The organism is Micromonospora sp. NPDC049529 (assembly GCF_055586685.1).
Genome location: NZ_JBVJHT010000003.1, coordinates 343,041 through 357,473, shown reverse-complemented (window position 1 = coordinate 357,473; position 14,433 = coordinate 343,041). Strand labels below are relative to the sequence as shown.

The window sequence follows — 14,433 nt, the reverse complement described above, 5'->3', positions numbered from 1 at the left end:
CTTCCATGATCAACGGGCGGATGCCTCGTGCACCAACGCGACCACCCGGGTCAGCACCTCGGGATCGGTCTCCGGCAGCACACCGTGACCGAGGTTGAACACGTGGCCCGGAGTCGACTCCGCCTCGGCCAGGATCCGGCGCACCTCGGCCTCGACCACCGGCCACGGGGCGAAGAGCACACACGGGTCGAGGTTGCCCTGGACCGCCTTGTCCGGCCCGATCCGTACGGTCGCGGCGTCCAGCGGCGTACGCCAGTCGACCCCGACCACGTCCGCCCCGGCCTCGCCCATCGCACCGAGCAACTCGGCGGTGCCCACCCCGAAGTGGATCCGGGGCACCCCGGCGTCGGCCAGGCCGGCCAGCACCCGGGTCGAGTGCGGCAGCACGAACCGCCGGTAGTCGGCCTCGGAGAGCGCCCCGGCCCAGGAGTCGAAGAGCTGGATCGCCGACGCACCGGCGTTCACCTGCACCCGGAGGAACTCCCCGGTGATCTCGGCCAGCCGGGCGCAGAGCGCGTGCCAGACCTCGGGTGCGCCGTACATCAGGGCCTTGGTCTTCACGTGCGTCCGCGACGGTCCGCCCTCCACCAGGTAGCTGGCGAGGGTGAACGGCGCCCCGGCGAACCCGATCAACGGGGTGTCGCCGAGATCGGCGACCAGCAGCCGGACCGCCTCGTCCACAAAGGAGAGATCGGCGGCGTCGATCGGCCGGATCCGGTCCACGTCGGCGGCGTCGCGCACCGGCTCGGCGACCACCGGACCGGTCCCCGGCACGATCTCCAGGTCGATTCCGGCCGCCGCGACCGGCACCACGATGTCGCTGAACAGGATCGCGGCGTCCACCCCGTGCCGGCGTACCGGCTGCATGGTGATCTCGTGGACCAGTTCGGGCCGCCGGCACGACTCCAGCATCGGCACGCCGGCCCGCAGTTCGCGGTATTCCGGCAGCGACCGGCCGGCCTGGCGCATGAACCAGACCGGGGTGTGCGGCACCGGGAGCCGTCGGCAGGCACGGACGAACGCAGAGTCGGCGGGGCCGGCCGGGGCGGGTTCCCCGCCCTGGCTCACGTTTCCGGCAATCGTGGTGGTCATCGGCGCAATCGTGCCACGCCCGATGGTGGCGGCGACGAGGGCCGGCCCGATTGTGAGCACGAACGCGGACGGCGCGGCGATCCACCACCACGCCGCCGGTCGGCTTAGGCTGCGAACATGGCCGCCCCGATCGTGCTTCCCGAGACGTTCACCCGCGCGGTGGCCGGTCTGCGGGCTGCCCCGCCCCGGGACGAGATCCAGCTCGAAGAGGTGGGCGCCCCGCAGCGGCTCGCCCCGTACGCCTTCGCGCTGGGCGCCACCGTGCTGCGCGACGGCGACGAGGTGGCCACCGGGCGGCTCATCCTGCTGCACGACCCCGTCGGTCACGAGGCGTGGGAGGGAACACTACGTCTGGTGACGTACGTGACCGCGGAGCTGGAGGTCGACCTCGCCGCCGACCCGCTGCTGCCCTCGGTCGGCTGGACCTGGCTCACCGACGCCCTCGACGCGCAGGGCGCCGACCACCGGGCCCTGGGCGGCACGGTGACGCAGACCATGTCGACCCGGTTCGGCGACCTGGCCGGGCCACCGGCCACCGGAGACGTCGAGATCCGCGCCTCCTGGACTCCGCTCGGCGCCGACCTGCGCGCCCACCTGCTCGCCTGGTGCACACTGCTGGCCTCGACCGCCGGGCTGCCCCCGCCCGGGGTGACGGCGCTGCCGGACCGTCGCCCGGCCGGCGCCGCCTGACCCACCCCGTAGGCACGCCCCGCCCTCGTCGACGTCCGGTCCCCGGTCACGGGCTACCCCCGGCCGGATCCGGTCAGAGGTAGCCGTCCGCCGGATCCGGTCAGAGGTAGCCGTCCGCCGGATCCGGTCAGAGGTAGCCGTCGGCCTCCGCGCAGACCTTGTCCGCCTCGGCGATCGCCTTCTTGAAGGCGGCCTCGCTGGTCGCGGCCATCGCCTTGCCGAACAGGTCGAGGCAGCTGGCGATCACGGCCTTCTGCCGGGCCTGCTCGTCGCGGTCGTTCTTGGTCCCGGTCAGGTCCTGCTCCACCGCCTTGATCCGGTCGTTGGCCGCCTCCAGCCCCCGGTTGAGCCGCTCGATCTCACGCGAGTTCGCCGCCAGCCGGGTGTCCCGGTCGGCGACCTGGCCGCCGAGTTCCCGCTCGGTCCGGCTCAACTCGTTGGCCTTGGTCACGAACAGGCCGGTCATCACCGCGCCGACGCTGAACAGCAGCGCGACGACGATCGACAGCACCAGCACGGTGCGGCGCCTACCACGGGCGACCGGCGGCGGAGCCCCGTACGGCAGGCCGTAGCCGGCGGGCGCGGAGACCGGCTGCCCGAGCGGTGCACCGGACATCGGCGCCCCCGGATACGGCAGCGGACCACCGGAGACCGGCGCCCCCGGATACGGCAGCGGGCCTCCAGAGACCGGCGGCTGGTACGGCAGCGGACCCCCGGAGACCGGCGGCTGGTACGGCGGCGGTCCGCCGGGCCCGACGGGTGCGGGCTGGGCCATCGGTGGCGCGGGCGGTCCGGGAACCGCCGGCGGTGGGGCACCCGCCCCGGCCGGCCCGACCGGGGCGGGGACAGCGCCCGATCCGGTCACCGGCGGCAGCGGGGTGGTCGGATCGACCAGTGGCGCGTCGTCGGGACCGTTCAGGGGCTGGGACATGGGCTTTCCTCCCGTGGGTGTGGCCGGATGCCGGAGTGTCCGGTCGACATCAGCAGATCTTGAAACCGTCGCAGGCGGTGCGGATGGGTACGGCAAGACCGATTCCCTCGGCGTCGCGGGCCTTGGCGGTGGCGATGCCGACAACCTGCTTCGCCCCGTTGATCACCGGACCACCGGAGTTGCCCGGGTTGATCGGCGCGTCGAACTGGATCACCTTGCCGGGGCCATCCTCGTTGTCGCGGAAGGCGCTGACCACGCCGGTGGTCACGCTGTCCTCCAGCCCGAGCGGAGCGCCCACCACCACGATCTGCTGGCCGGACTTCACCACCTCGGGCGCGGCGACCAGGCCGGTGAAGGTGCCGTCCGTGGTGAGCTGCGCGACGTCGTTGGCCTTGTCGACCTTGACGATGGTGGCCGGGAAGCGCTGGTCCGTACGCTCCAGGAAGACCTGCCGGCCGCCGCCGTCCCAGAGTTGCTCGACCACGTGGAAGTTGGTGAACAGGTTCGTGCCGCCGTTGGCGGTCGGCTTGCCGACGGCGAACGCGGTGCCGGTGAACTGCCCGGCCCGGACCCGGAACACGCTGGGCAGCACCGCACTGGAGATGGCCTCGGGGTTGAAGACCTGGCCCGCCTGGTCCTCCAGGTCCCGGGCCCGGCCCTCGACGCCGTCCAGCCGGGCGCCGTCGGCCCGTTGCGCGTCGGCCAACCGCCGGTCGGTTTCGGCGAGCCGCCCGGTGAGCCGGTCGATCTGGTACGCCTGGAACCCGACCGCCCCGGCCAGCGCGAGTACCAGCAGCAGCGCGGTCACACCGGGCCAGGCCAGCCGGCGCCGGACCGGTGGCGCCGGTGGTCCGGCCGGGGGCGGGACGGAGGGGTGACCGGGCGGCCCGTAACCGGCACCCGACGCCGGTGCGTAACTCGGCGGTGAGGAGGCCGGCGGATAGCCCGAAACCGGGGCTGGCGGATAGCCGGAAACCGGGGCGGCCGGGTAGCCGGAAACCTGGGCTGGCGGATAGCCCGAAACCGGTACGGGCGGGTAGCCGGGCACCGGGGTCGGTGGGTGGCCGGGGGCCGGTGCCGGGTCGTAGCCGGGACCCGGGGCCGGGATCGGGGCGGGATCGGGGCGGGGCGGCTCCAGCCTCGGCGGCAGCGGGCCCGGCCTGGTCGCGACCGGCGGCTCCACCTGCGGCGAGCCCGGTACGCCGGACCACTGCCGTCCCGCGCCGCCCGCCGTCGGGTCGGGCAGCTCGTCGCTCGGCTGCCGCTGACCCGGCACCGGTGCGCCGGGAGTCGGCTCGTGACCGGGCGCGGAGTGCGGGTCATAGCCAGAGGTCATGAATCGACGTCCTCCCGTAGACGTTCGTGCCACAGTCGTACCGTCGGGCGTCCAGCCCGGGAATCTGCGGCAAGGAGGGACCGTACCGGCCGTGCTGAGCTTTGTCTTCCCCGATGTCCGACTCGTCCAATCCGACAAATGTACGCACCACACGGCCGGACAAAGCGCCGCGCCGGCCCGGCTGCATATGGCGGATGCGAGTGACCACTAGGGTTGTCAGGTGACCGACGAACCACCCCTGCGCCGTCGGGCCGCGCAAAGCCAAGCAGGGGACGAGCCGCACAGCCTGCCGGCGTCCGCGCCGGAACCCGAGACCGTGGGGCCCGACCCAACGCCTGGCGGGCCCGTTCCGCTCCTCGCCCCCCGCGACGGCACACCGGAGCCGGTGGCAACCCCTGCCACCCTCGCCGATGTCGTCGCCCGCTTCGCCGCCGGCACCGGCCCGGTTGCCGTCGACGCCGAGCGCGCCTCCGGCTACCGCTACAGCCAGCGCGCCTACCTGGTGCAGTTGCGCCGGGAAGGCGCTGGCACCGTGCTGATCGACCCGCTGCCCCTCGGCGACCTGCACACCCTCGACGAGGCTCTCGCCGACACCGAGTGGGTGCTGCACGCCGCCAGTCAGGACCTGCCCTGCCTGGCCGATCTGGGACTGCGGCCGCGCCGGCTGTTCGACACCGAGTTGGCCGCCCGGCTGGCCGGTTTCGAACGGGTCGGACTGGCCGCGCTGACCGAACAGTTGCTCGGCTACACCCTGGAGAAACACCATTCGGCCGCCGACTGGTCGACCCGGCCGCTGCCGGACTCCTGGTTGACCTACGCCGCGTTGGACGTGGAACTCCTCACCGACCTGCGCGACGCCCTCGCCCTCGAACTGGAGCGGCAGGGCAAGCAGGACTGGGCGGCGGAGGAGTTCGCCGCGCTGGTGCTCTGGGGTGCGCAACCGCTGCGCCAGCGGCCCGACCCGTGGCGCCGTACGTCCGGTATCCACCGGGTCCGGGGCGCGCGCGCCCAGGCCCGGGTCCGCTCGATGTGGTACGCCCGGGACGCGATCGCGTCCCGACGCGACTCGGCGCCGGGGCGGGTCCTGCCCGACGCCGCGATCATCGCCGCGGCCGAGATGGATCCGAAGGACGAGCGGACCCTGCTGATGCTGCCCGGGTTCGGCGGCCGTTCGGTCCGCCGGCTCGCCCGGACCTGGCTCGAAGCGCTGGCCGAGGCGCGGGCGCTGCCCGACGACGCGCTGCCGGTCAGCGCACCGGTGGACGGCCCGCCGCCACCGCACCGGTGGGCCGAGCGGGATCCGACGGCGGCGGCCCGGCTGGCCCGCTGCCGGGAGGTGGTGACCCGGATCGCGGCCGGGCACACCCTGCCGCCGGAGAACCTGATCACGCCCGACTCGGTCCGCCGGCTGGCCTGGACGCCGCCCGACGAGATCAGCGAGGCGACGGTGGTCGAGACGCTGCGCGGCTACGGCGCCCGGAACTGGCAGGTCAACCTGATCGGCGGAGAACTGACCCGGGCCCTGCCCGAGCCGGCCTGACGCACCGCCACCGCCCCACGTACGACGGGGCGGTGGCGGCACCCAGCTGCCGCGTGAATCAGTCGCCGAGTACGTCGTCGCGGCGGGCGGCCCACTGCAACGAGTGCCGGATGCCGTCCTCCAGGGTCAGCTCCGGCTTCCAGTCGAGCAGCTGCCGGGCCCGCGCCGTACGGGTGTAGGAGCCGGCCGAGTCACCCGGCCGGGGGCCGGTTTCGCGTGCCCGCAGGGGGCGGTCGCTGACCGCGTTGAAGGCGGCGACGAACTCCTTGACCGTGGTGCCGTTGCCGGTGCCGAGGTTGATCACCTCGGCCGTGCGGGCGGCGCCGACCGGCAGGATGTCGTCGAACCGGCGCAGCGCCTGCACGTGCGCCCGGGCCAGGTCCCAGACGTGGATGTAGTCCCGGATGCCGGAGCCGTCGCGGGTGGGCCAGTCGACGCCGGTGATCAGGAACTCGTTGTCGCTCTCCAGCGCGCTGATCATCATTCCGAGCGCGTGGCTGGGCCGGCGCAGTTGCAGGCCCGTACGCATCGTCGGGTCGGCGCCGATCGGGTTGAAGTAGCGCAGCGAGAGCGCCCGCAGTCCGGTGACGGCGGCGGTGTCGGCGAGGATCGTCTCCAGCATCGCCTTGGTCCGCGCGTACGGGCTGGTCGGTTCGAGCGGTGAGTCCTCGTCGACGGAGAAGTCCTCGCCGGGGCGGTAGATCGCGGCCGAGGAGCTGAACAGGATCCGCTGGCAGCCGTTGCGCAGCAGGTGGTCGAGGAAGTCGACGGACTTGCTGACGTTCTCCCGGTAGTAGCGCAGCGGCTGGGCGACCGACTCCGGCACCACGATCAGCGCGGCGGCGTGCACCACGGCGTCGATGTCCGGGTGCTCGGCGAAGATCCGGTCGATCAGCGCCCCGTCGGCGATGTCGCCCTGGTAGAAGATCCGGTCGCGGGTGAACTCCCGCCGGCCGGTGTTGAGGTTGTCCAGGATCACCGGGACGATGCCGTCGTCCAGGCAGGCCGACACCACCGTGCTGCCGATGAATCCCGCACCACCCGCTACCAGTACCTTCAACGCCGCCTCCGTGTCGCCCGTCCAGTCTGCGATCAACCTACCGGACCGGGCTCGGGGGCCGGACGGACGAGGTGTGGCCCGGACCACAAGTGGCGCACTGACAGCTTTAGTTACCGGCAAGTAGCATCCGAGGTACACGCCCCGCCGCCAAGGAGGCTCCAGTGCCCCGTGAAGTCCGGGATGTCGTTTTCGTCGACGGCGTCCGCACACCGTTCGGCAAGGCGGGTGGGATGTACGCCAACACCCGCGCCGACGACCTGGTCATCCGTTGCATCCGCGAGCTGCTGCGCCGCAACCCGCAACTGCCGCCGGAGCGGGTCGACGAGGTGGCCATCGCCGCCACCACCCAGATCGGCGACCAGGGCCTGACCATCGGCCGTACCGCCGCGCTCCTGTCCGGCCTGCCCAAGACCGTGCCCGGCTACGCCATCGACCGGATGTGCGCCGGGGCGATGACCGCCGTCACCACGGTCGCCGGCGGCATCGCCATGGGCGCCTACGACGTGGCCATCGCCGGCGGTGTCGAGCACATGGGACGGCACCCGATGGGCGAGGGCGTCGACCCCAACCCGCGCATCCTGGCCGAGAAGCTGGTCGACCCGTCCGCCCTGGTGATGGGCTCCACCGCGGAGAACCTGCACGACCGGGTCCCGCACATCACCAAGGAGCGCGCGGACGCCTTCGCGCTCGCCTCCCAGCAGAAGACCGCCAAGGCGTACGCCAACGGCAAGCTCCAGGACGACCTGGTGACCGTCGCGATCCGCGACCCCGAGACCGGCTGGGCCCTGGCGACCGTGGACGAGGCACCCCGCGACACCTCGATGGAGAAGCTCGCCGGGCTGAAGACCCCGTTCCGGCCGCACGGCAAGGTCACCGCCGGCAACGCCGCCGGCCTCAACGACGGCGCCACCGCCAGCCTGCTCGCCGCCGAGGAGGTGGCCCACGAACTCGGCCTGCCGATCGGCATGCGCCTGGTGTCGTACGGCTTCGTCGGGGTCGAGCCGGAGGTGATGGGGATCGGCCCGATCCCCTCCACCGAAAAGGCGCTGCGGATCGCCGGGCTGAGCATCGACGACATCGGCCTGTTCGAGCTGAACGAGGCGTTCGCGGTCCAGGTGCTCACCTTCCTGGACCACTTCGGCATCGGCGACGACGACCCCCGGGTCAACCAGTGGGGCGGGGCGATCGCCATCGGCCACCCGCTCGCCTCCTCCGGCGTACGGCTGATGACTCAGCTCTCCCGGCAGTTCGCCGAACAGCCCGAGGTCCGGTACGGCATCACCGCCATGTGCATCGGCATCGGCATGGGCGGCACGGTCATCTGGGAGAACCCGAACTGGAACGGGGCAGCCGCATGAGTCAGTTGCAGAACCCGAACGAGGTCGTCACCAGGGCGCTGCTGCGGCTGGTCGCCGTACCGGGGCTGGACCGGCCCGCCGCCCTGATCACCCTGGACAACGGGCTCGACCACAAGAAGCCGAACACCCTCGGGCCGGCCGGACTGGCCAGCCTGGACGAGGCGATCACCGCCGCGCTGGCCGCCGAGCCGGCACTGGTCGCGGTGACCGGCAAGCCGTACATCTTCTGTGTCGGCGCCGACGTGACCGGCATCCCGCTGGTCACCGACCGGGACCAGGCGCTCGCCATCGGCCGGCTCGGTCACCGGGTCTTCGCCCGGCTGCGCGACAGCACCGTGCCGACGTTCGCCTTCGTCAACGGCGCGGCGATGGGCGGCGGCCTGGAGTTGGCCCTGCACTGTCACTACCGGACGCTCTCCGGCGGCGCGGCGGCACTGGCCCTGCCCGAGGTGTCGCTGGGCCTGGTCCCCGGCTGGGGCGGCACCCAGTTGCTGCCGAACCTGATCGGCATCCCGATGGCCACCCAGGTGGTCATCCAGAACCCGCTGACGCAGAACCGGATGCTCAAGCCGAAGCAGGCGGCCGAGATGGGCATCGCCGACGTACTGCTCGAACCGGCCGACTTCCTGGAACGGTCGCTGGAGTGGGCGGCCGGGGTGGTCTCCGGCACGGTCACGGTGACCCGGCCCGAGGTCGACCGGGAGATGTGGGACGGGGTGATGTTCTTCGCCAGGCAGACGCTCGACGAGCGGCTGCACGGGGCGGTGCCGGCCGCGTACCGGGCGTTGGAACTGCTCGGCCTGGCCCGGGACGCACCGTTCGAGGCCGGTACGGCCGCCGAGGACGAGGCCTTGGCCGACCTGGTCCTCAGCGAGGAACTGCGCAGCGGCCTGTACGCCTTCGACCTGGTCCAGCGCCGGGCCCGCAAACCGGTCGGCGCTCCCCCGGCGACGCTGGCCCGCCCGGTGACCAAGGTCGGCATCGTCGGCGCCGGCCTGATGGCCTCGCAGCTCGCGCTGCTGTTCGCCCGCCGGTTGCAGGTGCCGGTGGTGCTCACCGACCTCGACCAGAACCGGGTCGACAAGGGCGTGGCCTACGTCCACGGCGAGGTCGAGAAGCTGCTCGGCAAGGGCCGGCTGGACGCCGGTACGGCCGCCAAGCTGCGCGGCCTGGTGACCGGCTCGGTCGACAAGTCCGTCTTCGCCGACGCCGACTTCGTGATCGAGGCGGTGTTCGAGGATCTCGGGGTGAAGAAGCAGGTCTGGGCCGAGTTGGAGAAGATCGTCTCGCCGGAGGCGGTGCTCGCCACGAACACCTCGTCGCTGTCGATCGGGGCGATGGCCGCCGACCTGGAGCACCCGGAGCGGGTGGTCGGCTTCCACTTCTTCAACCCGGTCGCGGTCCTCCCCCTGCTGGAGATCATCCGGGGCGAGCGGACCGACGACGCCACCCTGGCCACCGCGTTCGCGGTCGGCAAGGAGCTGCGCAAGTCCTGCGTACTGGTCTCGGACGCACCGGCGTTCGTGGTCAACCGGCTGCTCACCCGCTTCCTCGGGGAGATCTTCGCGGCGGTCGACGCGGGCACCCCGCTCGACGTGGCGAACACCGCGCTGGACCCGCTCGGGCTGCCGATGCGTCCGCTGGCGCTGCTGCAACTGGTCGGGCCGGCGGTGGCGTACCACACCGGGGCGACGCTGCACGCCGCGTTCCCGGACCGGTTCGGGTTGAGCGAGAACCTGAAGCGGCTCGCCGACGCCGGCCGGCCGCTGCTGGTCGACGACGAGATCGACCCCGAGGTCGCGGCCCTGCTCCAGGTCGGCGACCAGCCGCTCGACGCCGAACAGGTACGCCAGCGCGCACTGGACGCACTCGCCGGGGAGATCCGGCTGATGCTGGACGAGGGTGTGGTCGCCGCCGCGCCGGACATCGACCTGTGCCTGATCCTGGGCGCGGGCTGGCCGTTCCACCTGGGCGGCATCACGCCGTACCTGGACCGGACCGGCACCTCCGAGCGGGTCACCGGCCAGCGCTTCCTCCCGTACGGCGCAGCCGGTCTACCGGCCTGAGCCCGACCCGCACACCCCCCGCCCCCCGCCCCCCCCGCCCCCCGCCCCGCACCGCACGCGATCTAGGGCAAATGGTGGTGATTGGAGATCCACTAGCACGTATTTGGCCTAGATCGCGGGCGAGACGAGAGGGGGCGGGGGGGCGGGGGGGGCGGCTCGGCGATGGTGTTTCCGTGACGGTGGGGCCAGCGGGCCCGCTTCGGGCGTCGGTCACGTCCGGAGCGGGCCCGGCAGGCAGGTGCTAGCCGGCGTTGCGTTCGGCGGCGCTGCGTTCGACGCAGAACTCGTTGCCCTCCGGGTCGGCGAGCGTCACCCAGCCGGTGCCGTCCGGCCGGCGGTGGTCGGCGACCTGGGTGGCGCCGAGCGCGATCAGCCGGAGGACCTCCTCGTCCCGGCTGCGCTCGCTCGGTTGGATGTCGAGGTGGAGCCGGTTCTTGACCGTCTTGCCCTCGGGCACCCGGATGAAGAGCAGACTCGGGCCGGCCCCGTCCGGTGCCTGGGCGATCGCCTCCGCGTCGCCGGGGTGGTCGTCGGCGCCGCGCGGGTAGCCGAGCACCTCGGCCCAGAAGCCGGCCAGGGTGTAGGTGTCGGCGCAGTCGACGGTGATGTGCCTGATGCGGGAACTCACTGTGTGTCCTCCGGGACAGCTGGGGGCGCCCCGCGTGCGGAAGGGGTCAGCGGGAACCGGGACGGGGCGCGGGAAGATTCGGGTTGCTCATCGACCGCACCTCCTCCCACCACTGGCTGACCGGGCACGAGCCTTCCACACGGTGACGCGCCGGGGCAAGGGGGTTGCGGGCTACCGGACCGGCGGGGTGGAGACGTCCGCCGGTCCGCCGTCCGTCACGCCCGGTGCCGGTGCCGACGGGGTGACCGCCGGGGTCTCGGCCGGGACCGTCACCGGGGCGGGCACCACCACGGCCGAGGCCGCCACCACCGGGGTCGCCTCGGCGGCCGGCAGCGTCACGGTCACCTCCAGCCCGCCGCCGGGCTGGGCGACCGCGCTCACCACGCCGCCGTGCGCGTCGCAGACCGCGGAGACGATCGAGAGTCCGAGACCGGAGCCGCGCGCCCCGGTCCGTTCCCGGCCGCCGCGCCGGAACGCCTCGAACAGCCCCGGTACGTCGGCCTGGTCGACCTCGAAGCCGGTGTTGCCGACCACCAACCGGACCTGGGCCGCATCCGAGCTGGTACGCACCCAGAGCCGGCCGTGCAGGTGGTTGTACCGCACCGCGTTCTCGATCAGGTTCCCGGCCAGCCGCTCCAGCAGGCTCGGGTCGCCGACCACCGGTGCCGGGGCGAGCGACGCGCTCACCTCCAGCCCGAGCCGCTTCGTCTCGGCGCTCATCGCCGACAGTGCGGCGGCGGCCCCGTCGGCCAGGTCGGTGGGGGCCTTGCGACTGAGCCGGCGCCCCGACTGGGCCTCGCTGCGGGCCAGCACCAGCAGCGAGTCGACCAGCCCGTTCGCCCGTTCGGAGGCGTCCCGGACCACGGTCGCCATCCGGCGGTACTCGGCCACGTCCGCGTCCGGGTCGGCCATCGTCACGTCGATCTCGGTACGCATCACCGCCAGCGGCGTACGCAGCTCGTGCGAGGCGTTCGCCACGAAGCGTTTCTGTGCCTCGAACGCGCCCCCGATCCGGTCCAGCATCGCGTCGAAGGTCCCGGCCAGCTCGGCCACCTCGTCGTCCGCCCCGGAGTAACGGATCCGCTGGTCGAGGGTGGCCTCGCCGAGCCGGCGGGCGGTGGAGGTGACCTGGTGCAGCGGGCGCAGCGCCCGACCGGCGACCGCGTACGCGCCGGCCACCCCGACCACGCTGATCGCCAGCAGCGCGACCAGCCCCTTGGCCAGCAGTTGCCGGGTGGCGTCGGAGGCCACCTCCTGCTGCCATCGTTGGGCGTCCATCTGGGTGTTGTCGGCGAGCACGACGGTGGTGCCGGGGCGCAGGTCGTCGGCGGGGCGGAGCGCGGCGCTGACCAGCAGCCAGGCGAGCAGCAGCAGGATCGCCCCGGCGCCGATCAGCAGCACCCCGTTGAGCAGGGTCAGCCGCAGTCGCAGCGTGGGTCGCAGCCGGGCCCGTCGGCGGGTCAGGTAGACGGTCATGCGCCGACCTGCTCGGGCAGGTATCGCTCCGGCACCCGGTAACCGGCGCCGACCACGGTTTCGATCAACGGCGGATCACCGAGCTTCTTTCGCAGGGTCATCACGGTGACCCGGACGGTGGTGGTGAACGGGTCGGTGTTGGCGTCCCAGACCCGTTCCAGCAGCTCCTCGCTCGACACCACCGCGCCCCGGGCCTTGAGCAACTCCTCCAGCACGCCGAACTCCTTGCGGGTCAGGTCGACCGGGGCACCCGCGCGGGTGGCCACCCGGCGGGCCGGGTCGACCACCAGGTCCGCGACGGTGAGCACCGGGGGCGCCGCCGGGGTGGCCCGCCGGCCGAGCGCCTGCACCCGGGCGACGAGTTCGTCGAAGGCGAACGGCTTGGGCAGGTAGTCGTCGGCGCCGAGTTGCAGCCCCTCCACCCGGTCGGCGACCGTGCCGCTGGCGGTGAGCATGAGCACCCTGGTCAGTGCGCCCGAGTCGACCAGGTCGGCGCAGATCTGGTCACCGTGCACGCCGGGCAGGTCCCGGTCGAGGACGACGACGTCGTACCGGGTCACCATGGCCATCTCGTGCCCGACGGTGCCGTCGTAGGCCACGTCGACCGCCATGCCCTGCCGGCGCAGTCCACGCACGATCGCGTCGGCCAGATTCCGCTCGTCCTCCACCACCAGTACCCGCACCGTGACCTCCCGACCGTCGAGGCGTTCCCGCCGTCTGGAAACAACCTAGCCGCGCCGACCAAACCCCAGCTCAGCCCGGCCCGGGCCGGGCGGGTGGGGGTGACGGGTGGCCCGGTCGCGGGCCGGTGGCGGGTGACGGGTCAGGCCGGCAGGCGCCAGACGCCGATCGCGCCGGTGAGCCGGCGGCAGACCAGCAGGCCGTCGGTGGCCTGGCAGTCGCCCGACACGTCGCGGAGCACCGCCAGCGGCCGGGCCGTGCCCGACGCCGGGTCGAGGTCGGCGACCCAGGCCCGGCCGTCGGAACTGATCCGTACGCCGGTCAGCCGGGTGCCGCCGGCCGGCTGACCGTCAGCGGGCCGGGTGGCGTCGTCCGGGGAGCGGCCGAGCACCTGCCAGGAACCGAGTTCGCCGAGCACCCGCCCGGTGCTCGGGTCGAGCACGCTCAGCCCGGCGGCCAGCATCGGCCGGGGCTCGTTGCTGCCGAGCAGGTACGGCCCGACCGGCAGCAGGGTGCCCCACCGGGGATCGCTCCAGCGGATCGCCCCGGTGTCCCGGTCCAGCACGCGTACCCCGCCCTGCGGGCGGAACGTGCAGAGCAGCCGGCCGCACGGCTGCGGCCAGGGTTCCCGGTCGACGTCCCAGTCGACCGTCCAGCGCCGGTCGAAGGTGTCCAACCCGTACGCGGTGAGGCTCTGTGCCCCGTCGGGGACCAGCAGCAGGTCACCGACGACCTGGGGCGGCCACTGCCCGCTGCCGAGCGTCGGTGGGCGGGGCAGGTCGGCGGACCGGACCACCGCACCGGAGCCGAGGTCGCGTACCTCGATCCGGCCGGTCGGTCCACGGGTCACCACCGCCTCCGGCAGCGGCCCCTCGGGTCCGGGGTCGGCGGATTCGGCGGCGGCGTAGCCGCGTACGGCACCGGCCGGCAGGGCGAGCGACCAGCGCACCGCGCCGGTGTCCGGGGCGAGCGCCTCCAGGGTGCCGGCGGAGTGCACCCCCCAGCCGTTCGGGGAGTCGTCCCAGCCGGGCCGGGTGTCGTCGTCCTGCACCCAGAGCAGGACGTCGCCGCCGGCGGTCGCGGTCTCGTAGCTGGCCGTACGGTGCCAGGAGACGGTTCCGGTGATGGTGTCGACCCCGACCGTGGTCCGGGGCGCCAGTGAGCCCCAGTCGGAGGTCAGCACGAGCGTGTGCCCGATCAGGGTGTGCCCGCCGAGCGGTCCGGGCACCGGCATCCGGACCTGCCACAGCGGCGCGCCGTCGGGCAGCCGGTAGGCGCTGACCTGCTGTCGGGGCTCGCTGGTCGGGTCGACCGGGTCGATCACGAAGATCCGGTCGGTGCCGGTCACCACCGACGCGCCGAGCCGGGCCGGGATGGTCGCCGCCGACAGTCGGGCCGGACCGGTCCCGGCCGCGGTCATGGTGGCGAGCAGCACCGCCAGTACGGCGGCGATCCGCACCCAGCGGGCGGCGAGCCAGGTACGGGCGAGCGGCCGCTCCTGCACCGGCGGTGGGGTGAGCCGGTCACCCAGCTCGATCTCGATCACCCGCCACCCTCTCGTCCGCACCTCGTGCT

12 protein-coding genes are annotated in these 14,433 nt (G+C 73.3%); 4 read left to right on the top strand and 8 right to left on the bottom strand.

The genetic code is table 11. The annotated features are described in order from the left end of the window. Window positions 1–9: 9 nt before the first annotated feature. On the bottom strand, window positions 10–1,092 hold the full coding sequence (hemE, locus tag ACZ6QQ_RS06910) for a uroporphyrinogen decarboxylase (protein WP_465874891.1): 1,083 nt from the start codon (window positions 1,090–1,092) through the stop codon (window positions 10–12). Window positions 1,093–1,209: 117 nt separating this feature from the next. Here hemE and ACZ6QQ_RS06905 point away from each other — a divergent pair, with 117 nt between their 5' ends. Continuing rightward, the gene (locus tag ACZ6QQ_RS06905; RefSeq protein ID WP_465874890.1) at window positions 1,210–1,782 is read left to right on the top strand and encodes a DUF3000 domain-containing protein; all 573 of its coding nucleotides are present in this window, start codon (window positions 1,210–1,212) and stop codon (window positions 1,780–1,782) included. 127 nt (window positions 1,783–1,909) lie between these two features. Here ACZ6QQ_RS06905 and ACZ6QQ_RS06900 read toward each other — a convergent pair whose 3' ends face one another. Both ACZ6QQ_RS06900 and ACZ6QQ_RS06895 read right to left on the bottom strand, forming a co-directional pair. Continuing rightward, window positions 1,910–2,713, bottom strand: coding sequence for a hypothetical protein (locus ACZ6QQ_RS06900; protein WP_465874889.1), 804 nt, complete (start codon window positions 2,711–2,713; stop codon window positions 1,910–1,912). Between the two features lie 49 nt (window positions 2,714–2,762). After that, window positions 2,763–4,049, bottom strand: coding sequence for a S1C family serine protease (locus ACZ6QQ_RS06895; RefSeq protein WP_465874888.1), 1,287 nt, complete (start codon window positions 4,047–4,049; stop codon window positions 2,763–2,765). 220 nt (window positions 4,050–4,269) lie between these two features. On the opposite strand from ACZ6QQ_RS06895, the gene ACZ6QQ_RS06890 reads away from it, so the two are divergent. Beyond that, the gene (locus tag ACZ6QQ_RS06890; protein WP_465874887.1) at window positions 4,270–5,589 is read left to right on the top strand and encodes a ribonuclease D; all 1,320 of its coding nucleotides are present in this window, start codon (window positions 4,270–4,272) and stop codon (window positions 5,587–5,589) included. Window positions 5,590–5,647: 58 nt separating this feature from the next. Here ACZ6QQ_RS06890 and galE read toward each other — a convergent pair whose 3' ends face one another. Further along, entirely contained in the window at window positions 5,648–6,649 is a 1,002-nt protein-coding gene (gene galE / locus ACZ6QQ_RS06885) for a UDP-glucose 4-epimerase GalE (RefSeq protein WP_465874886.1), read from the bottom strand. A 161-nt stretch (window positions 6,650–6,810) separates the two neighbouring features. Here galE and ACZ6QQ_RS06880 point away from each other — a divergent pair, with 161 nt between their 5' ends. Both ACZ6QQ_RS06880 and ACZ6QQ_RS06875 read left to right on the top strand, forming a co-directional pair. Next, window positions 6,811–8,007, top strand: a complete 1,197-nt coding sequence (locus ACZ6QQ_RS06880; protein ID WP_465874885.1) for a thiolase family protein — start codon at window positions 6,811–6,813, stop codon at window positions 8,005–8,007. Beyond that, on the top strand, window positions 8,004–10,073 hold the full coding sequence (locus ACZ6QQ_RS06875; RefSeq protein ID WP_465874884.1) for a 3-hydroxyacyl-CoA dehydrogenase NAD-binding domain-containing protein: 2,070 nt from the start codon (window positions 8,004–8,006) through the stop codon (window positions 10,071–10,073). Before ACZ6QQ_RS06880 ends, ACZ6QQ_RS06875 begins: the two co-directional genes overlap by 4 nt. A 241-nt stretch (window positions 10,074–10,314) precedes the next feature. Here the strand turns inward: ACZ6QQ_RS06875 and ACZ6QQ_RS06870 are convergent, their stop codons facing one another. The 4 genes from ACZ6QQ_RS06870 to ACZ6QQ_RS06855 form a co-directional block, all read right to left on the bottom strand. Next, a complete protein-coding gene (locus tag ACZ6QQ_RS06870; RefSeq protein ID WP_465874883.1) occupies window positions 10,315–10,701 on the bottom strand; it encodes a VOC family protein in 387 nt (128 codons plus the stop codon). A 171-nt stretch (window positions 10,702–10,872) separates the two neighbouring features. Next, window positions 10,873–12,177 carry a sensor histidine kinase gene (locus ACZ6QQ_RS06865; RefSeq protein WP_465874882.1) on the bottom strand — a complete coding sequence of 435 codons (1,305 nt, stop codon included), beginning with the start codon at window positions 12,175–12,177 and terminating at the stop codon, window positions 10,873–10,875. Further along, the gene (locus tag ACZ6QQ_RS06860; RefSeq protein WP_465874881.1) at window positions 12,174–12,860 is read right to left on the bottom strand and encodes a response regulator transcription factor; all 687 of its coding nucleotides are present in this window, start codon (window positions 12,858–12,860) and stop codon (window positions 12,174–12,176) included. The genes ACZ6QQ_RS06865 and ACZ6QQ_RS06860 overlap by 4 nt, the downstream gene beginning before the upstream one ends. A gap of 140 nt (window positions 12,861–13,000) precedes the next feature. Beyond that, window positions 13,001–14,404: an outer membrane protein assembly factor BamB family protein gene (locus ACZ6QQ_RS06855; RefSeq protein ID WP_465874880.1), complete on the bottom strand. Its 1,404-nt coding sequence runs from the start codon at window positions 14,402–14,404 to the stop codon at window positions 13,001–13,003. Window positions 14,405–14,433 lie beyond the last annotated feature (29 nt).